The sequence below is a fragment of the Pseudofrankia asymbiotica genome (assembly GCF_001983105.1).
GTDB classification, from domain to species: Bacteria; Actinomycetota; Actinomycetes; order Frankiales; family Frankiaceae; genus Pseudofrankia; species Pseudofrankia asymbiotica.
Map to the genome: position 1 here is coordinate 136,094 of NZ_MOMC01000010.1, position 17,280 is coordinate 153,373.

16 protein-coding genes and 1 pseudogene are annotated in these 17,280 nt (G+C 71.2%); 9 read left to right on the forward strand and 8 right to left on the reverse strand.

All coding sequences use genetic code 11. From position 1 onward, the window contains the following. Positions 1-61 precede the first annotated feature (61 nt). Positions 62-640: a hypothetical protein gene (locus tag BL253_RS05555; protein WP_198946176.1), complete on the forward strand. Its 579-nt coding sequence runs from the start codon at positions 62-64 to the stop codon at positions 638-640. 60 nt (positions 641-700) lie between these two features. Here BL253_RS05555 and BL253_RS05560 read toward each other — a convergent pair whose 3' ends face one another. Both BL253_RS05560 and BL253_RS05565 read right to left on the reverse strand, forming a co-directional pair. Further along, positions 701-1,069 (reverse strand): hypothetical protein, encoded by a 369-nt coding sequence (locus BL253_RS05560; protein ID WP_241834552.1) that lies wholly within the window; start codon positions 1,067-1,069, stop codon positions 701-703. A gap of 432 nt (positions 1,070-1,501) precedes the next feature. Then, positions 1,502-2,401, reverse strand: a complete 900-nt coding sequence (locus BL253_RS05565; protein ID WP_076814195.1) for a carbohydrate kinase family protein — start codon at positions 2,399-2,401, stop codon at positions 1,502-1,504. A gap of 186 nt (positions 2,402-2,587) precedes the next feature. Here BL253_RS05565 and BL253_RS05570 point away from each other — a divergent pair, with 186 nt between their 5' ends. Next, positions 2,588-4,414 carry a glycoside hydrolase family 15 protein gene (locus BL253_RS05570; protein WP_076814136.1) on the forward strand — a complete coding sequence of 609 codons (1,827 nt, stop codon included), beginning with the start codon at positions 2,588-2,590 and terminating at the stop codon, positions 4,412-4,414. Here BL253_RS05570 and BL253_RS05575 read toward each other — a convergent pair. After that, complete coding sequence (locus BL253_RS05575) at positions 4,389-6,752, reverse strand: family 2 encapsulin nanocompartment cargo protein terpene cyclase (RefSeq protein ID WP_076814137.1); 2,364 nt, start codon at positions 6,750-6,752, stop codon at positions 4,389-4,391. The two genes, BL253_RS05570 and BL253_RS05575, sit on opposite strands and share 26 nt — an antisense overlap. A gap of 82 nt (positions 6,753-6,834) precedes the next feature. After that, positions 6,835-8,238, reverse strand: coding sequence for a family 2B encapsulin nanocompartment shell protein (locus BL253_RS05580; RefSeq protein ID WP_076814197.1), 1,404 nt, complete (start codon positions 8,236-8,238; stop codon positions 6,835-6,837). 784 nt (positions 8,239-9,022) lie between these two features. Here BL253_RS05580 and BL253_RS05585 point away from each other — a divergent pair. After that, positions 9,023-9,214: a hypothetical protein gene (locus BL253_RS05585; RefSeq protein WP_076814139.1), complete on the forward strand. Its 192-nt coding sequence runs from the start codon at positions 9,023-9,025 to the stop codon at positions 9,212-9,214. 6 nt (positions 9,215-9,220) lie between these two features. Then, on the forward strand, positions 9,221-9,439 hold the full coding sequence (locus BL253_RS42815; RefSeq protein WP_198946180.1) for a hypothetical protein: 219 nt from the start codon (positions 9,221-9,223) through the stop codon (positions 9,437-9,439). Here BL253_RS42815 and BL253_RS43480 read toward each other — a convergent pair. Next, on the reverse strand, positions 9,360-9,725 hold the full coding sequence (locus BL253_RS43480) for a cholesterol oxidase substrate-binding domain-containing protein (RefSeq protein WP_274535185.1): 366 nt from the start codon (positions 9,723-9,725) through the stop codon (positions 9,360-9,362). The genes BL253_RS42815 and BL253_RS43480 overlap by 80 nt on opposite strands. A gap of 226 nt (positions 9,726-9,951) precedes the next feature. On the opposite strand from BL253_RS43480, the gene BL253_RS05595 reads away from it, so the two are divergent. Next, on the forward strand, positions 9,952-11,766 hold the full coding sequence (locus BL253_RS05595; RefSeq protein ID WP_076814142.1) for a SpoIIE family protein phosphatase: 1,815 nt from the start codon (positions 9,952-9,954) through the stop codon (positions 11,764-11,766). Between the two features lie 283 nt (positions 11,767-12,049). Then, the gene (locus BL253_RS05600; RefSeq protein WP_076814143.1) at positions 12,050-13,330 is read left to right on the forward strand and encodes a cytochrome P450; all 1,281 of its coding nucleotides are present in this window, start codon (positions 12,050-12,052) and stop codon (positions 13,328-13,330) included. A 42-nt stretch (positions 13,331-13,372) separates the two neighbouring features. Here BL253_RS05600 and BL253_RS05605 read toward each other — a convergent pair whose 3' ends face one another. After that, positions 13,373-13,843 carry an RrF2 family transcriptional regulator gene (locus tag BL253_RS05605; RefSeq protein WP_076814145.1) on the reverse strand — a complete coding sequence of 157 codons (471 nt, stop codon included), beginning with the start codon at positions 13,841-13,843 and terminating at the stop codon, positions 13,373-13,375. 95 nt (positions 13,844-13,938) lie between these two features. Here BL253_RS05605 and BL253_RS05610 point away from each other — a divergent pair, with 95 nt between their 5' ends. Together BL253_RS05610 and BL253_RS05615 are read left to right on the forward strand one after the other, a co-directional pair. Further along, positions 13,939-14,685 carry an SDR family oxidoreductase gene (locus BL253_RS05610; protein WP_076814147.1) on the forward strand — a complete coding sequence of 249 codons (747 nt, stop codon included), beginning with the start codon at positions 13,939-13,941 and terminating at the stop codon, positions 14,683-14,685. Between the two features lie 80 nt (positions 14,686-14,765). Next, complete coding sequence (locus BL253_RS05615) at positions 14,766-15,536, forward strand: methyltransferase domain-containing protein (protein WP_076814149.1); 771 nt, start codon at positions 14,766-14,768, stop codon at positions 15,534-15,536. Between the two features lie 64 nt (positions 15,537-15,600). Here BL253_RS05615 and BL253_RS45775 read toward each other — a convergent pair whose 3' ends face one another. Continuing rightward, positions 15,601-15,849, reverse strand: coding sequence for an SDR family NAD(P)-dependent oxidoreductase (locus BL253_RS45775; RefSeq protein ID WP_241834556.1), 249 nt, complete (start codon positions 15,847-15,849; stop codon positions 15,601-15,603). A gap of 58 nt (positions 15,850-15,907) precedes the next feature. Then, a pseudogene (locus BL253_RS45780) lies at positions 15,908-16,204 on the reverse strand (hypothetical protein); the annotation flags it as partial. Between BL253_RS45780 and BL253_RS05625 the strand changes: the two are divergent. Beyond that, complete coding sequence (locus BL253_RS05625) at positions 16,182-16,790, forward strand: TetR/AcrR family transcriptional regulator (protein WP_076814151.1); 609 nt, start codon at positions 16,182-16,184, stop codon at positions 16,788-16,790. The pseudogene BL253_RS45780 and the gene BL253_RS05625 overlap by 23 nt on opposite strands. Positions 16,791-17,280: the final 490 nt, after the last annotated feature.

The window sequence follows — 17,280 nt, forward strand, 5'->3', positions numbered from 1 at the left end:
CGCGAGGCCCCGCCGCGTATAAGCAGGGTGCCTGCGCGATAGTGGATCAGTGAATGGCTGGGTGCACCTGGGGCGTCTGTGGACCAACGGCGAGCCGTTCCTGGCGATGGACGTCGGGCTTCGGGCGGACTGGCGGGGCCACAGCGACGAGAGCCACTTCGACCAGGTCGTCGAGGCGGGGATCGAGGTCACGAGCCTGCCCGTCGGCACGGGCCGGGCGGTCCTCGTCGGCGGAGATGGAGTGGTCCGCGACRACAGCTGGATCGAGGTCCTCACGTCCGACATGGGCACAGTCGCTCTCGTCCAGGCGTCGGGTCCCGACTACGGCGAGGCGCTTTCCGCCGCGTTGTCCTTCCCCTCGCGCGACGATGACGACGGCGACCCGCTCTCTGTGCCCAGCGGCGACATCGCCCTGTTCAGCTCCGCCGTCGATGGCCTCGGCCCTCATTCCACCCCGCTGGCGGACCCACGGCCCGGACCAGTCCCGGTCGAGCACGGACCACCGTCGTCTCTCGCCCCCGACCCGGGCCTGCTACTCCGGACAGGCCATACCTGCTACACGCTGAAGGTCCGCTGGTACACCGAACTGGGCGACGACCGCTTCGCGCGCTGGCTCCTCACGCCAACCACCACCCAGTGATCTCCGCGCTCACCGTACCGCGGCCGCGATCACATCTGACCGGTGCGCGAGAGGTCCGGGCTAGGGAAGCCAGGGCTGGCCGACGGCGATCACCCGCGCCGACGCGTCGGACTGAAGCATGACCAGTTTTCCGGGAGTCGACGCGGCGAAGTTCCGCAAGTCCGTGAGGTCGCCGGTCTCGTACTTCTCAGGTGCCACCGAGAACGTGAACCTGACCGTCGGCGTCAGCTGGTACTCACGGATCTCCGCCCCGAGGTCATCGATCCGATAACCGTCCAGGCAGGGCCCCGTGCTGTCGCCGAACACGGGGGTGCAGTGGACGTAGGCCTTCGGGTCGAGTCGGAGCGTGGTGCCGTCAATGCTCACCACCGTGCCGAGGTCATGGACCTCGCCGAAGCCGGCGAGCGGTGGGTGCGCGTCCTGTGACAAGGGCGAGGGGGGCACAGATACCGGGGCCAACGACACCGACCGAGGTGGCGCGGGCGACGGCGACGAGGACGGAGACGGCGGGCTGGACTCGTTCGTCTCGCTGGAGCAGCCGGCGACGAYGGCTCCGGCGACGAGTATCCCGCCGAGCGACCGCGACAACCCGCTGATTCCAGCACCAAACATGGCGAAATACTAGTGCGACAGGCAACGTCGACCCACCACGTCGCGAGTTCTGGAGATCTGTCAGACGCAGCGCGCCACAGGTGACGCGTGGCGTCTGACTTGTCTTTGACCTTCCAGGCGCGGGCGGCGGGCAGTGTTCGCCCAGGCGGAGCTGGCCGTGGCCACCAGCCGCGTCCTCCCACTCAGGCTGTCGACGCGTCTTCGCGACTTCGGCGGGTTGCCCGCGATGCCATGATCCAGTCGGTTGGCTCAGCGGGGGCGCGCGAGCAGGTCCGCGATGTGCGCCTCGTCGATATGAGGACTGGTACCAGCGGTGCCGACGGCGCAGCCCGCGACGAGGACGGCGTGTTCCATCGCGTCGTCCGGGTCGCCGCCGCCGAGCCAGTAGTGCAGGAAGCCGGCGAACAGGGCGTCACCGGCGCCGGTGGTGTCGACCACCCCGTGCGGGGCGACGGCGCGAACAAAGCGGGCGGGACGCCCTCGGACGGCAAGCAGAGCGCCGTCGGCCCCCAGCCCAACGACGACGATCCGCGCGCGAAAGCGTTCCAGCGCCGTCCGGGCGAAGACGGCCGGATCCGTGTCGAGCCGCTCAGCGGAGCAGAACAGGACGTCGGCGGCCCGTAGCCACGGCCCGCAGTAGGAATCGTCGACCCCGGTGACGGTCTGGACATCGACAGCGATCGGCACACCCGCGGCCTTGGCGACGTTCAGGAGCGGCCGGGCGAAACCAACGGTGGAGACGACGGCGAGCTGGGCGCCGGCCACGAGCTCGGCGAACAACGCCCGCGGGTAGCCGGCGTCGGAAAGGTCCTTGAGGTCGGTGTGGACCTGCCGGGCGCCGCGCGGATCGACCAGCACCACGGAGGTCGGGGTACTCGCCGCCGCCACGACCCCGGCGCCGCCCAGGCCGGCGCGTTCCAGCTCGGCACGGACGAGAACACCGGCCGGATCGGCGCCGACCAGCGCCGCCAGCACTACCGGGGATCCCAGCGCGCGCAGCACGCGGGCGACGTTGAGCCCGACGCCCCCCGCCTCCAGCCGCAGCCGGTGGGGCAGATAGCGCACCGGCGCGTAGTGAAGCGGGAAGTCGTCCACCGGCACCGTCTGCTGCACGTTGGCAACCCCGGCGACCACCACCGGACCCGCCATGGCCGTCACGTTCGCACCTCAGGGCACACGTCAGTGATTGTCTCGGCGGCGTGGTCAGCCGAACGCCTTCACCTCGATGACGGCGTGACCCACGCACGGTTCGGGCCCGGGTAGATCCCGGTAGCCGAGGTCACGCCCGCCACCCGTGCTCGTTACCGGTCCGCTCCCGCAGGGAACGACAGTTCCATGACCGGGCAGGACCGGTGGGCCGGGAGCCCGCGCTACCTGCCGATCGCCGACCACGGGCTGATCGGCGACCTGCGCACCGTCGCCCTCGTGGGCACCGACGGGACCATCGACTGGTACTGCTGCCCGTCCTTCGACGCTCCGAGCGTCTTCGGCTCGATCCTCGACGCGGACCGGGGAGGGCGCTTCGAGCTGACGGCCGACGCGCCGGCGAGGTCGAGACAGTTCTACTTTCCGGACACCAACGTCCTGATCACCCGGTTCTTCACCGGGGATGGCGTGGGCGAGGTCCAGGACTTCATGCCGATCATCGGCGACGCGAGCGCGGTCGGCCGGCATCGGCTGATCCGTCGGGTGGTGTGCGTGCGCGGGTCCATCCCGATGCGTGCGCGGGTGGCCCCGCGGTTCGACTACGCCAGGCTGCCGCACACGGTCCGGACCGAGGACGGGGCGACGCTGTTCGAGTCGGCGTCGCTCTCCCTCGCGCTGACCGCCACGGTGCCGCTCGACGGGGACGGCCAGGACGTGTGGACGATCTTCAAGCTGCTGGAGGGGGAGTCAGCGGTCTTCGCCCTTGACCGGGTGGGCGGTGACATCGTGCCGCGCGGGTGTCCCCATGCCGAGGCGGAGCGGGAGTTCACCGCGACGGTGGCGTTCTGGCGCCGGTGGCTGGCCGCGTCCCGCTACCGAGGCCGGTGGCGGGAGATGGTGCACCGTTCCGCGCTGACCCTCAAGCTGCTCACCTACGCCCCTACCGGGGCGATCGTGGCGGCCCCGACGACCAGCCTGCCCGAGCAGATCGGCGGCGAGCGCAACTGGGACTACCGGTACGTATGGATCAGGGACGCCGGGTTCTGCGTTTACGCGCTACTTCGGTTGGGGTTCACCGACGAGGCGCGAGCATTCATGGACTTTCTCTCCGAGCGCGTCGCGCTGCGCCACAACTGCCCCCGCGGCCCGCTCCAGATCATGTATGGCATCGACGGCCGAGGCGAGCTTCCAGAGGAGGAGATGGGCCATCTCAGCGGATACCAGGACTCCGCCCCGGTACGGGTCGGCAACGCCGCCGCCGACCAGCTCCAGCTGGACATCCACGGAGCGTTAATCGACTCCGTCTACCTCTATGACAAATGGGGGCAGCCCATCTCCAGCGGCCTGTGGGACGAGGTCTGCGTCCTGGTCGACTGGGTCTGYGAGCACTGGAACCAGCCCGACGAGGGCATCTGGGAGACCCGCGGCGGTCGTAAGAACTTCCTGTACTCGCGGCTGATGTGCTGGGTGGCGGTCGAGCGGGCGATCCGGATGGCGAACCGTCGCGGGCTGCCAGCCGACCTCGCGCGCTGGCGGGGATGCCGCGACGCGATCTACCGGCAGATCATGAGCCGTGGCTGGTCCGCGAACCGGCGGGCGTTCGTCCAGCACCTCGACGACGACGTCCTGGACGCCTCCCTCCTGATGATGCCGCTGGCCAAGTTCGTCTCGCCCACCGACCCGAAGTGGCTGTCCACGCTGGACGCGCTCGGCGAGGATCTGGTCTCCGACTCGCTGGTCTACCGCTACGACCCGGAGGCGAGCCCGGACGGCCTTCGCGGCGAGGAGGGCACCTTCTCGATCTGCTCGTTCTGGTACGTCGAGGCGCTGACCCGGGCCGGGCGGCTCGACGAGGCGCGGCTCGCCTTCGAGAAGATGCTCACCTACGCCAACCACGTGGGCCTCTACGCCGAGCAGATCAGCCGTGCCGGGGAGCAGCAGGGCAACTTCCCGCAGGCCTTCACCCACCTGTCGCTGATCAGCGCCGCGTTCAACCTCGACCGCGCCCTCGGCTGACGGCGGCGAGCCGGGCGGCGGAGGTGCCCAGCCCGATCGGGGAACCGAACGGCGGGACGCCGGCCGCCGGATGCTGGCGTAGCTCGGCCTCGTCGTAGCGGCGGGTACCTCGGTGCCAGCGCAGAATGCCGGCCAACCAGTTCTTCAGGTCGTCGACGTAGGCCCGCAACGCGCCCCGGGCCTCGTCGGTGAGGTCGTAGGTGTCGAACAGCGCGGGCAGCTCCCGCTCGACGATGTGCTCGAACTGGCACATCCGGGCCGTCATCAGGTCGTTGACGACGCCGACGGCGCGCTCACGCGGGCAGTCGAGGAAGTTCTCCACCACCAGGACGCCGTTGCTGAGCTCGCCCTCGAACTGGATCTCCTTCTGGTAGGAGAAGATGTCGTTGAGCAGGCCGGCGTAGTCCATCGCCGAGTTCTCCAGTGCCTGGATCGGCCGCGTCCCGTAGATCTCGGGCGGGATGCCGTGCTCGCCCCTTGGCCGGGCCAGCGCCATCGTCAGCTCCGAGCCGAAGGTCGAGCGGCGCATCTCCAGGTAGTCGATCGGGTCGGGAATCCGGTTCGCCGCGTGGTTCRCCAGTTCCCACAGCCAGCTGTCGAGCATCATGTCGACCGCCCGGCGGAAGGCGCGGCGGCCGGTGAGGTCGAGCGGCGGCGCGGTGCGTGCCCACAGATCGGCGAGCGCCCGTTCCAGCGGGATGGCCGGCGCCGGCATGGCCTCGGCCACCCGTCCCTCCTCGAGTTCCACCGGGAGGAACTGGCGCAGCCGCTCGTTGCACGCGCGGGCGCCGGCGAGGTCGCGGGTCCGGCCGAAGACGACCGGGTAGTAGTCGTCGGCGTAGGTTCCCCAGGTCAGCCACTGTGCCGACCGGTCCAGCTCGGCCCGGGTGGCATCCGGGTCGAGACCCGCGGAGCAGAGCGGGAAGTCGTAGGAGACGAGTTTGTGCTCGTCCCAGATCCCCGGCACCGGGTCCAGCAGGCCCATCACCCGGGCCCACCGCACCGTCTCCCCGCGGGTGCCCGCCAGGTGCGGGTTGTCGCCCACCGGGAAGGGCATGTACGGCTCCGGTGCCCGCGGCGGCCGGACGGCCTGAAACCGGACATGGCYGAACGCGCGCAGGCGCCGCGGCGTCGTGACCAGGATCGATTCGACGGCGCGGGCGGCTGACGTGCCGAATCCCGTCGGACCGGCCAGCAGCGCGCCGGCGCCGGCGGAGCGCGGCCCCGCGGCGGGCGATAGGTCGCCCGCGGCCGAGGACCCGGCTGTGGGCCCGGCGGCGGTCCCGTCGCCGGCTGGGAGGAGATCGGCCGGGGCCGGGCCGTCGTTCATGTAGCGGCTGGAGCGCAGGTGCCACTCGTGACCCCCCGACTGCCAGTCCTGCAGGCCCTTGACGTACCCGAGCACGGCGAGGCGCGCCAGCGGGTCGATCCCGTGCTCGTCGAGCAGCGGGGGGACCTCGGTGAGCGCGGTGTGCTCGAACTGGTGCAGCCGGGACGTGAGCAGGTCGTTCACGAGGTCGGCGGCGGTCTGGGTGGCGCAGCCGAGGAACCGTTCCACCACCAGCACGCCGTTGCTCAGCTCGCCCTCCTCCTCGACCTCGCGCTGGTAGGAGAACAGGTCGTTGCGCAGGTGGATGGCGTCGGCGAAGGTGTCGCGCAGCACCCGCATCGGACGGCGGGCGGCGATCGCGGCGGGTACCTCGGCGTCGGCGGCGTGCTCGACGAGGTTCGCCGACCAGGGCGCGCCCCCGACCTTTCGTCGCATCTCGATGTACTCGATGGGGTTCGACACCCGGTTCTCGTTGATGTTGGCCAGTTCCCACAGGGACTCGTCCAGAAGATTGCGGGTGCTGGTCACGAACCGTCGCCGCCAGTCCGCGGACCGGTCCGGGATGGTCCGTGCCCACAGGTCGGCGAGACCCCGCTCGACCGCGTTCGCCGGCGCCGCGTCGGCGGTTCCCTCACCGGCCGCGCCCCCGCCGCCGTCGAGGGGCATGAAGGCGCGCAGCCGGTCGAGGTACTCGCGGGCGCCGGCCATGTCACCGGTGCGCTTGAACAGCTCGAGGAAGTGGTCGTCGAAGTAGAACACCCAGACGTACCAGTCGGTGATCAGGCCGAGCCGGTCGGCGAAGGTGTCCGGGTGGGTGTAGGCGCACAGCAAGGCGTAGTCGTGCGCGTCGAAGTCGCGCTCGCTCCAGACCGTCACGCCGGCGTCCGGCGCGTCGATCATTCCCATCGCGGCGGCCCAGGCCCGGCTGTGCGACCGGGCCGATTCCAGGTGGGCGCTGAGCCGCGCCGGATAGGGCACGTAGAAACGCGGCAACACGAACGGCTGCATGGGCCGATCCGCCTTCCTCTCGCTGGGCGGTGGCCGCGGTGGCGGAGGGTCTCCGCCACCGCGGCCACGGAACTGTCCGGTGCTAGCGCCCGATCTCCACGTTCTCGAGGATGCCGAGCGCGTCGGGGACCAGGACGGCCGCGGAGTAGTAGGTCGTCACCAGGTAGGAGAGGATCGCCTTTTCGCTGATGCCCATGAAACGGACCGAAAGACCCGGCTCCAGCTCGTCGGAAAGGCCGACGTGATGCAGGCCTATGACGCCCTGGTTCTCCTCGCCCGTACGCATCGCGAGAATGGATGTGGCACCGGTCGGGCTCACCGGGATCTTGTTCACCGGCAGCATCGGAACACCGCGCCACGCCGGGACGTGCTGGTCGTGGAACAGCACGGTGGCCGGATAGATGCCGCGCGCGGTGCACTCCCGGCCAAACGCGGCGATGGCTCGGGGGTGCGCGAGCAGGAAATGAGTGCTACGCCGGCGGCTCAGCAGCTCGTCCAGATCATCCGGCGTCGGCGGCCCGCTGCGGGTGTGAATCCGCTGGCGCAGGTCGGCGTTGTGCAGGAGACCGAAGTCGGGATTGTTCACCAGCTCGTGCTCCTGGCGTTCGCGCAGCGCCTCGACGGTGAGCCGGAGCTGATGCTCGAGCTGGTTCATCGGCTCGTTGTAGAGGTCGGCGACCCGGCTGTGGACGCGCAGCACGGTCTGCGCCACGCTCAGCTCGTACTCTCGCGGTGCCAGCTCGTAGTCCACGAACGTRCCTGGCAGAGCCGCCTCGCCGGCGTGGCCGGCCGCGATCGTGATCTCCGYCTCGCCCAGCCTGTTCTGCGCCGGCGCCGGGCGGGTGCGGTAGTCGCCGATCCACGCCCGCAGCTCGTCGGAGGAGTCCACGATCTCCTGGAACCGCTGGCGGGTCAGGGCGAGCACGGTCGTGCCGGTGACCGCGCGCACGGTGTAGTCCCAGGTGGTGGCCGCCTCGACGAGCACCTCGTCGCCGAAGAACTCGCCGTCGCTGAGGATGCCCAGCGACCGCTCGTCGTCGTAGGTGCCCGGGGCGTGTCTCTCGGCCTTCCCGTGGGCGATGAGGAAGACCTCGTCGGCGGCGTCGCCGGCCGACACGAGGACGTCGCCGGCCGAGTACTCGCGCTGGACGAAGCCGTCCGCGAGGGCGGTGAGCTCCGGGCCGTCGAACCCGCGCAGCGGCGGCAGCTCGGTGAGCTCGGCCGGCACGACCCGGACGTCCGACCCGGTGCTGATGAAGGTGACGAGGCGGTCGCCCGCGACGTAGGTGAGCCGCCGGTTGACGCGGTAGACGCCGCCAGCGGTCTGTACCCAGGGCAGGACGCGCAGCAGCCAGCGGGAGGAGATCTCCTGCATCTGCGGGACGGACTTGGTGGTCGTCGCGAGATTCCGCGCGGCCGCGGTGCTGAGGCTCAGCTGGTTGTCAGGCACCTCTGGGCCGTCGGTGACGTTGACAGGCTCGGTCATGGCATGCATCACCCATCCGTGGACATTTTTTGATTCGGTCTTTCCAACGCCGATGGACTTCCTGGCGGCCCGTGATAAAGCCGGCCCGGTCGGCGACCGCCCAATGGTGGCGGTTCTTCGACCGATGGTTCATTGCTCGGTTTCCGGGAGGCTTCTCGGGCATGCCGGGTGGCGGTGTCGGAACTTGGGCTTGGCCGTGCGGAATTCCCTCGCCAGCGGCGCGGTGTGAGCTTCCCGCATCCCGGCAGGGAACGGCAAGCACTTTGCCTGACCAGTCGGCGGCTGATTCGAACTGACCGCCTGCCCTGGTCCAGCACCTTCGCCGCGCTCCGCACGTACCGTGACGAGCGCCGTCACGCATCCGGACATCGATCCAGGGGGCGGCCCACCGCGAGCGGTGCCCTGGGCGGTGGCGTGGATGCAGCCGGTAGGGCGCGGCGGCGGGGCCCCAACCGCGGCGCCGTCCCGTTTCGAGGCGAGGACGTGCCGACCGTTAAGAACCGGCTCGTATAGATAAATCCGATAAGCGGGCGGGCCGATCCGGCGCACTTGCGGCTTGCCAGACAGTCTTCTGGCGCGGGTTATCCCGGCGGCCGCGCGGCCATGCTTACAGGTCGATGCCTCATTGATATAGATAGTTCGTGCGCGGGGTGGCGACGCGGTCACACTTGGAGAGCCGAGAGCGAGGATGCACGTTGCGTGACGGCCAGCCTGTGCGACCGGCCTCTCGTCACCGGAACGGACGGCGCCCGCCGCGGCGTTGACTGGCCCGTTCTGGCCATTGATGACCGCTGGCCCCGCCCGTAGCGCGGCGGCCTCCGGCCGTCGTGGCCAGCGCGTCCCGCTCCCACCACGTCGGCGCTGGTTCGACAAGGGTGCTGCCAAGCCCTGGGCCGGCCTGTCAAAAGTTAAGCTGATGGCGCTCTTCTTCGTCCTGGCCGGCGCCGCGGCCGGAGCCGTCGACGCGGCCGAGTAGGCCGGGGTGGGCCGCCTGGCGTCACGCGACGCCCGCTGGACCGCCTTCGGAGTCCTGGCGGCGATCCAGAGCCTCGGACGCATCGCGGCGACCGTCACCGCGGGGGCGCTGTGGACGTTCGTCTCACCGGCCGCCGGCCTGCTCGTCACCGGTCCGCTCCTGGTGGCCGGGATCTTCTACTGCACGCTCCACGCCGAGGAAACGCCGCGAACCTCGACGGGTTGACCTCGCCCTGCCCCTCCGGTCGTCGACCCGAAACCCGCGTCGAAGCCCGCGATGGAGGCACCGGTCTGGCGCCCCGAGGGCCAGGCGGCTGGAGGGTCAGGGCAGGAAGGGTGTCCAGGAAGGCGTCGCTGAACACGCGATGCGGGTCCAGGGCGGAGAGGACCGTCCGGGCCGCGTTCCACTCTGCCCCGGCCGAAGCGCCGGCGGAGCAGCTCGCCGGGATCGCCGCGGCGAGCACCGCCGGATCGGTCCACGGGCCGGTTCCGCGCCCGCCGACCGTCAGCACGCCGCCGATCGTGTTCTCGCCGATCGGGGGCGTCGGTCGCCGATCGGCCGTCGTGAGGAGTCGGACCTAAGCTGGAGGGGTGGATGCGCGACGAAATCGCGATGACACATACGGTGAGCAAGGGTGGGGCGATCGTGCGTGGCCAAGCCACGACGTGCCCGCCCGCTCGGGGCGCGCCGGGCGCTGTCGGACGGTATCCGCCGACCCGGCGGGTGGGTCCGTGGGCATGGCGTCTGTTGACGACCTCTACCAACGTGCCGTGCAGAGCACGGACGTGAGCTTCACGATCGCCGATCCGTACCAGCCCGACACCCCGCTGACCTGGGTCAACGATGCTTTCACCCGAGTGACCGGCTACCCCTTCGCCGAGGCCGTGGGGCGCAACTGCCGCTTCCTGCAGGGACCACGCAGCGACCCGGCGGCCGCCGCCAGGCTGCGGGACGCCCAGCGGGAGCGCCGCCCGACCCGGGTCGAGATCCTGAACTACCGCAAGGACGGCAGCACCTTCTGGAACGAGATCGCGCTGGCCCCGGTGTTCGACCGGGCCGGCCGGCTCACGCATTTCGTCGGCGTGCAGGACGACGTGACCGCCAAGGTCGAGGCAAGGGAGCAGCGGGAGGAGCTGCTCGTCAGGGAGCAGCGGGCGCGGTCCACGGCCGAGTGGGCCGCGCGGGTCGAGGGCGCCGCGCGTGGCCGCCTTGAGCTGCTGGGACAGGTCACCGACGCGATGTCGGGAGCGTTGCGGCAGATGCCGGCCGCCCCGCGCGCGCTGGCCGACGTGCTGGTGCCGCGCCTGGCCGACCTGGCCGTGGTCGACCTGGCCGTGGTCGACGACGAGTCGTACCGGATCGCGCTCGTCGGTCTCGACTCCGGGCTCGAGGCCGACTTCATCGCGGGCGAGGCCGCCCGCGGCCTGCCCGACACCGCCTGGGGACTGATCGACCACGTCCTGTCCACCGGTCGGCCGGTCCTGGTGTCCGAGGTCCGCGACGACGACCTGGTGCTAGCCGCCACCAGCACCGCCCAGCTCGACGCCTACCGCCGGATGCGGCCGTGTTCCTTCCTCGCGGTCCCGCTGCCGGCCCGCGGCCGGGCGGTGGGCGTGCTACGCCTGATCACCACGGCGGCGTCCGGCCGCCACTACGACCAGGACGACCAGGACCTGGCCGTCGATCTCGGCCGACGCGCCGGCATGCTGCTGGACAACGCCCGCCTTTACAGGCGGGCGCACACGGTCGCCGAGACCCTGCAGCGCAGCCTGCTTCCCGACATGCCGACCGTGCCCGGCATGTCGCTCGCCGCCCGGTACCTCCCGGCGAGCGACACGGCCCGCGTCGGAGGCGACTGGTACGACGTCCTGCTGCTGCCGGACGGCAGGGTCGGACTCGTCATCGGTGACGTCATGGGCCACGACCTGCCCGCGGCCGCGACGATGGCGCAGCTGCGCAGCATGCTGCGGGCCTATGCCTGGGAGCTGGTTGGCCCGGGGGAGGTGCTCGACCGCCTCGACCGGCTGGCCCAGGGATTCGACACGGACAGCTTCGCGACCGTCTTCTACGCCGTCCTGGAACAGGATCCCGCCGGCGGCGGGGCGCGGCTCAGCTATGCCAACGCCGGTCATCTTCCGCCGCTGGTGTGTACCGGCGGTGGTGCCGGGCAGCGCACCGTCCGGCCTCTCGCCGACGCGAGCTCGCTCCCGCTCGGCGTCGGCGACGCCGGTGGGCGCGACGAGGCGAGTGTCCCGCTGCCCCTGGGCTCGACCCTTCTCCTGTACACCGACGGACTCGTCGAGCAGCGCGGGCGAGACATCGAGGAGGGCATCGACCAGGCCGCCGCCCTCCTCGCGGGTCACCTCCCGGGGCTCGTCTCCCGCCGCGCCGGCGTCGCCCACGCCGCGGCCGCCGGCGCCGATGCCGGTGCCGCCCGCCCCGACCTGGACCGACTGGCCGACGCGCTCACCAGCCAGGTGCCGGCCGCCGAATCCCAGCAGGACGACATCGCCGTCCTGCTCGTTCACCTGGACGGCCCCGCGCCGACGTGACGGCGCGAGCGGTTCCGCGCCCTCGACCACCTGATCGGTGATGCTCCCGCGGGACCGGTATGGCGTTTCGGATCACCGTGCGATGCGATCCGGGTCACACTTACCGCGACGCTGGTGCTGCCTCGCCGGCACGAGCACGGACGGCCGTGTCCGCCGGCCGTGTCCGCCGGCCGTGTCCACCGCGCGCGGACGGCTGGCTGGAACAGTCGCTCGTGGCGGGTACGCGTGACACGCGGCAGCGGGAGAGGGCGGGCCAGCCGAACGACAGGAGGGACGCAGAGTCATGTCAGCCGCCATCGGTGCCGGTCCGATCGGGGCGGTCGACGACGTCGACCTTTCCGACCTCGCCTTCTGGGTCCGGCCGCGTGCCGAGATCGCCGCCGCGTTCGCCGTGCTGCGCGCGCGGCCCGGCCTGCCGTTCTACTCGGAACCGCCGTTCGCCAACGACCTGATCCCGTCCGGGGCGGGGTACTTCGCGGTCACCCGGCACGCGGACATCGTCCGGATCAGCTCGGAGCCGGGCACCTTCTCCTCGGCCCGCAGGGCGACCTCGATCCAGGACCTGCCGCCCGAGTTCCTCGAGTTCTTCGGCGGGATGATCAACCTCGACGCGCCGCGGCACCACCGGCTGCGGCGCAGCGTCTCCCGGGCGTTCACGCCGCGCATCATCGCCCAGACCGAGCAGGACATCGCGGCGATCGCCCGCGCGATCGTCGACGACCTGGTCGCCGGGGGGCCGGGCGACTTCGTCTCGCGGGTCGCGGCCCGGCTCCCGCTGGAGGTCATCTGCCGGATGATGGGCCTGCCGCGGGAGCGGTACGGCGACGTCTTCCGCTGCACGAACGTGATCCTCGGCTCCGGCGACCCGGACTACGTCCCGGAGGGCGCCGACATCGTGGCCGCCCTGCTCGGCGCCGGCGCGGAGCTCGCCGACCTGCTGCACCAGGAGGCGACGCGCCGGCGGACCGAGCCGACCGAGGACCTCACGACCGCGCTCGCCCTCGCCGAGGTCGACGGCGAACGCCTCGACGACAGCGAGATCGCCTCGTTCTTCATCCTGCTGCTGGTCGCCGGCAACGAGACGACCCGCACCGCGATCAGTCACGCGCTCCTCGCGCTGACGGCGTTTCCCGAGCAGCGGGCCGCCTGGCGGAACGACGTGGCGGGGGTGAGCCGGACCGCCGTCGAGGAGATCGTCCGGTGGTCGAGCCCGGTGCGCTGGATGCGCCGGACGGTCACCCAGGACGTCGAGATCTCGGGGCAGCGGCTGCGCGCCGGCGACAAGGTGCTGCTGTTCTACTCGTCGGCGAACCGCGACGAGGCCGTGTTCGCCGCCGCCGACCGGTTCGACGTCCGCCGCGACCCGAACCCCCACCTGGGCTTCGGTGGCGCCGGCCCGCACTTCTGCCTCGGCGCCCACCTGGCCCGCCGCGAGATCTCGGTGATGTGGCGGGAGCTGTTCGCCCAGGCCCCCGACATCCGGGCGGTCGGTGAGCCCGAGTGGCTGGCCAGCAGCTTCATCAACGGCGTCAAGCGCCTGAGCTGCGACTTCACCTCCCGCTAGCCACCGTCGAGGCGCGCTGGCCACCGTCGAGGCGCCCGCGGCTCACCGCTGAGGAAGGAGCCGGCGGGTGCGGCCCGGGATGCCGGGGGGAAGATCGCCGACGATGTCGGCGAGCGACACGGAGCTCAGGCTGTCGCGCCAGGCCTGGTGCGCCCGGGCCATGGTGGTGGCGAGGACGCAGGGTTCGGCGCAGTCCTCGCCGGGCAGCGCGCCGCTGCCGTGCTGGCGGATCTCGCGGCACCGGTAGGGGGTAGCGGTGCCGTCGACCGCCTCGACGACCTCCAGGACCGTGATGTCCGCCGGGTCCCGGGCCAGCCGGAACCCGCCGCGCGGACCGGTCGTGGCCGTGAGCACGCCGGCGCGCACGAGTGCCTGGAGCTGCTTGGCCAGGGAGGGCAGGGGCAGGCCGTAGTAGTCGGCGAGCTGGYCGGCGGCGGTGGCCTGCCCGGGTTCCAGCTGGGCGAGTGTGACCGCGCAGTGCAACAGCCACTCGGTGCTCTCCGGCAGCCTCACGCCGCCACCGTACCGGAGGTGGCATGATCTAGGATATTGGAGATATGTTTCCTCCGAAATAGTGGACGTGCGAGGCCAGAGGCGCGGAGGTAGCGATGCGGGTGGCGGTAGTGGGAGCGACGGGCCGGATCGGGCGGCTCACCAGCGAGATCCTCCGGGACGGCGGCCACGAGGTGGTTCCCGTCGCCCGGTCCCTTGGCGTCGACGTCCTGACCGGCGACGGCCTGGACAAGGCGATGGACGGGGTGGCGGCCGTGATCGACTGCTCGAACAGCCCGGCCCAGGACGTCGCGACGGTGGTCGACTTCTTCACGACCACCACCGCGAACCTGCTGGCCGCGGAACAGCGCGCCGGCGTGGGGCATCACGTACCGCTGTCCATCGTCGGCATGACGGAACCGGCGGTGACCCCGCACTACGCGGGGAAGCTGGCGCAGGAGGCCACCGTGGAGCGGGGGCCGGTGCCGTGGACGATCGTGCGCGCCACCCAGTTCCACGACTTCGCCGCCATGGTCGCCTCCTGGACGGAGCGCGACGGCACGGCGGTCGTCGCGCCGCTGCTCATGCAGCCGATCGCCCCCGCCGACGTCGCCGCGGTCCTGGCCGAGATCGCCGTCGGTGAGCCCCGGCGCGAGCGGCTCGACATCGCCGGCCCGGAGACCCAGGACCTGGTCGACATGGCGCGGCGCACCCACGCGGCGCGCGGCCAGGAGATCCGGCTCGTGCCGACCTGGGACGGGCCGCACGGCGTCAGTATGGCCGGTAACGTCCTGCTGCCCGGCGCGGACGCCCGCATCCTGCCCACCACCTTCGACGCCTGGCTGGCCGCCGGGGCACAGTAGTAAGCCCGAGGGTTGGCGGCCCGAGGGTTGGCGTGCCGGGATGGCGTGCCGCTCTGGGATTCGGCGGTCTGGAGGCTGCGGTGGCGGATACCTGGGACCCGGACCGTTACCTGACCTACGCCGACGAGCGCGGCCGGCCGTTCGCGGACCTGATGGCCCGGGTCCCGGCCGAGCCGGCCACGGTCGTCGACCTGGGCTGCGGCCCCGGCAACCTGACCGCCCTGCTCGCCGACCGGTGGCCGTCGGCTCGCGTCGTCGGTGTCGACCGCAGCCCGGCGATGATCGCGAAGGCCGTGGACGCGCGGATCGCCTGGCAGGTCGCCGACCTGCGCGACTGGGCGGCCACCGCGGCCGCCGGAAGCGTCGACGTGCTGCTCTCGAACGCCACCTTCCACTGGGTCGCGGGTCACCTCGACCTGTTGGCGGTCCTCGGGCGCGCGGTGAGCCCGGGTGGCTGGTTCGCGTTCCAGGTGCCCGGTAACTTCGCCGCGCCCAGCCACACGCTGGGCGCGGCGCTCGCCGCCGAGGCGCCGTACGCCGCCCACACGGCCGACGTCGAGGTGGGTGCCTCGCACGACCCGGTGGCGTACTGGCGCGCCCTGGCCGGCGAGGGATTCGCCACCGACGCCTGGGAGACCACCTACCTGCACGTCCTGACCGGGCCCGACCCGGTGTTCACCTGGATCGCCGGCACGAGCCTGCGGCCCATCCTCGCCGCGCTGCCGGACGACCTGCGCCCCGCCTTCGAGCGGGAACTGAAGCGGCGCCTGGCCCTGACGTTCCCCGCCGACGGCGCTGGCCGGGTGCTGCTGCCGTTCCGCCGCGTCTTCGCGGTCGGGCACAAGCGCTAGCCACGCAGACGGTCGTCGGTCATCGGATCGTCCTTATATTCCTGTTTTCCAGGTTCCTGCGCGCCTACCAGTCCAACTCTCCGAGTTCGTCCGTGAAGGTCCCGGTCGGGCCGTCGGGGCCGAGCGTGGCCAGGCGCACGACAGTCCTGGCGCTTTCCACCACTGATCTTCCGACTCCGAAGGCGGCGGTCATGTCGGTGGCGGTGGTGCCGGGCTCGAGCGCGTTGAACTTGATACCCGGCTGGGACTTGGCGTACTGGACAGTGAGCATGGTGGCTGCCGACTTGGACGCCGAGTAGAGCGCCAACGGCATGGTGAACTCGTGTGCCCAGCGTCGCCGCGGCCTTCTCGCCTCGCTCGACGTCGCGCGCGCCGATGTAGACGACGTGACCCAGCTCGAGGAGCTGTCTGGCTGTCTCGAAACCGATGCCCTTGTTCGCGCCGGTGATCAGTGTAACGGTCATGCGTCTCCTCCAGGTATGCGGCCGGAGCGGGCCGCTGAGAGCCAGGAACGAACGCGACACTCGAGTGCGGCCGACCGCGGTGCAATTTTGTACCGATCGGTTGTGAAGCCACGGTAGCAAGTTCTGTACCGATCGGTTGGTGAGCCGGGCCACGTTCTGTACCGAGCGGTAGACTGATCTCGTGAGCACTGAGGCGCCCGCCATCGGACGGCCGCGGGCTTTCGACGAGGAGGCGATCCTCGGCCGAGCCGCGGAGGTCTTCTGGCGACACGGCTACGAGGGCGCGACGCTGAGCGCGCTCACCGGCGCGATGGGCATCAACCGGCCGAGCCTGTACGCCACGTTCGGCAGCAAGGAGCAGCTGTTCCAGCGCGCCTTCGCCCGCTACCACGAGACGCAGGTGGCCACCGCTCGCGCCGCACTCGATCAACCCACCGCGTACGCCGCGATAGAGGCCTTCCTGCGCTCCAGCGCCGACGGCCTCACCGCCGGTGATCACCCCGCGGGCTGTCTCTCCATCCAGGGAGGCCTGGCCTGTTCGCCGGAGAACACCCGCATCTCCGAGATCCTCGCCGCCGGCCGGGCTGCTACCGAGTCCGCCCTCGAGGAGCGACTGTCCCGCGCGGAGAAGGAAGGTGACCTCCCGGACGGTATGGACAGYCGGACGCTGGCACGATTCGTGATGGCGCTCAGCGAGGGCCACGCCGTCCACGCCGCGGCCGGTGCGAGCCGCGAAGATCTCCAGGCCTCCGTCGACATCGCCCTGCGAGCCGTCGCGCTCCGCTCCTGAGTTCCGCCGCGGTCCGTCATGGCCCTGGTGGGGCCACCCGCCCTCGCCCCAGCTCGACGAGGCGTGCGCGCTGCGGTTCCGGCCTGAGAGCAGGCTCGCGCAGGGCCAGCGATCCGCCGACCAATGATCGACCGCCGCCGCCGCCGCCGCGCCGCCACTGCGGCCGCCACCGCCACCGCTCGCTACGCTTAGTGACAATGGTCGAGGCTTAACGCCGAAACCGCTGATCAGGTGGACTCGCGTGGCGCGCCGCAGAGCGGGTACCTGCCGCGGTAGGTCAACTTGACTCGATCTTCGCGGCTTTCGCCGACCAAGCTCTCTAGAACGGGCAGGGGTCGTTGGCACCCGGCCGATTGCTCGGTCTGTTCCGTGTCCTGGTCTGGGTGTCGGACGCCGTGTTGGCTGGGTTGGTGGTCCAGGTGTGGGGGTCTTCCTGCGGGAGGTGGCCTTCTTCGTCGTTGGAATTGGTGTTGACGTGGTGGGTGTGGCC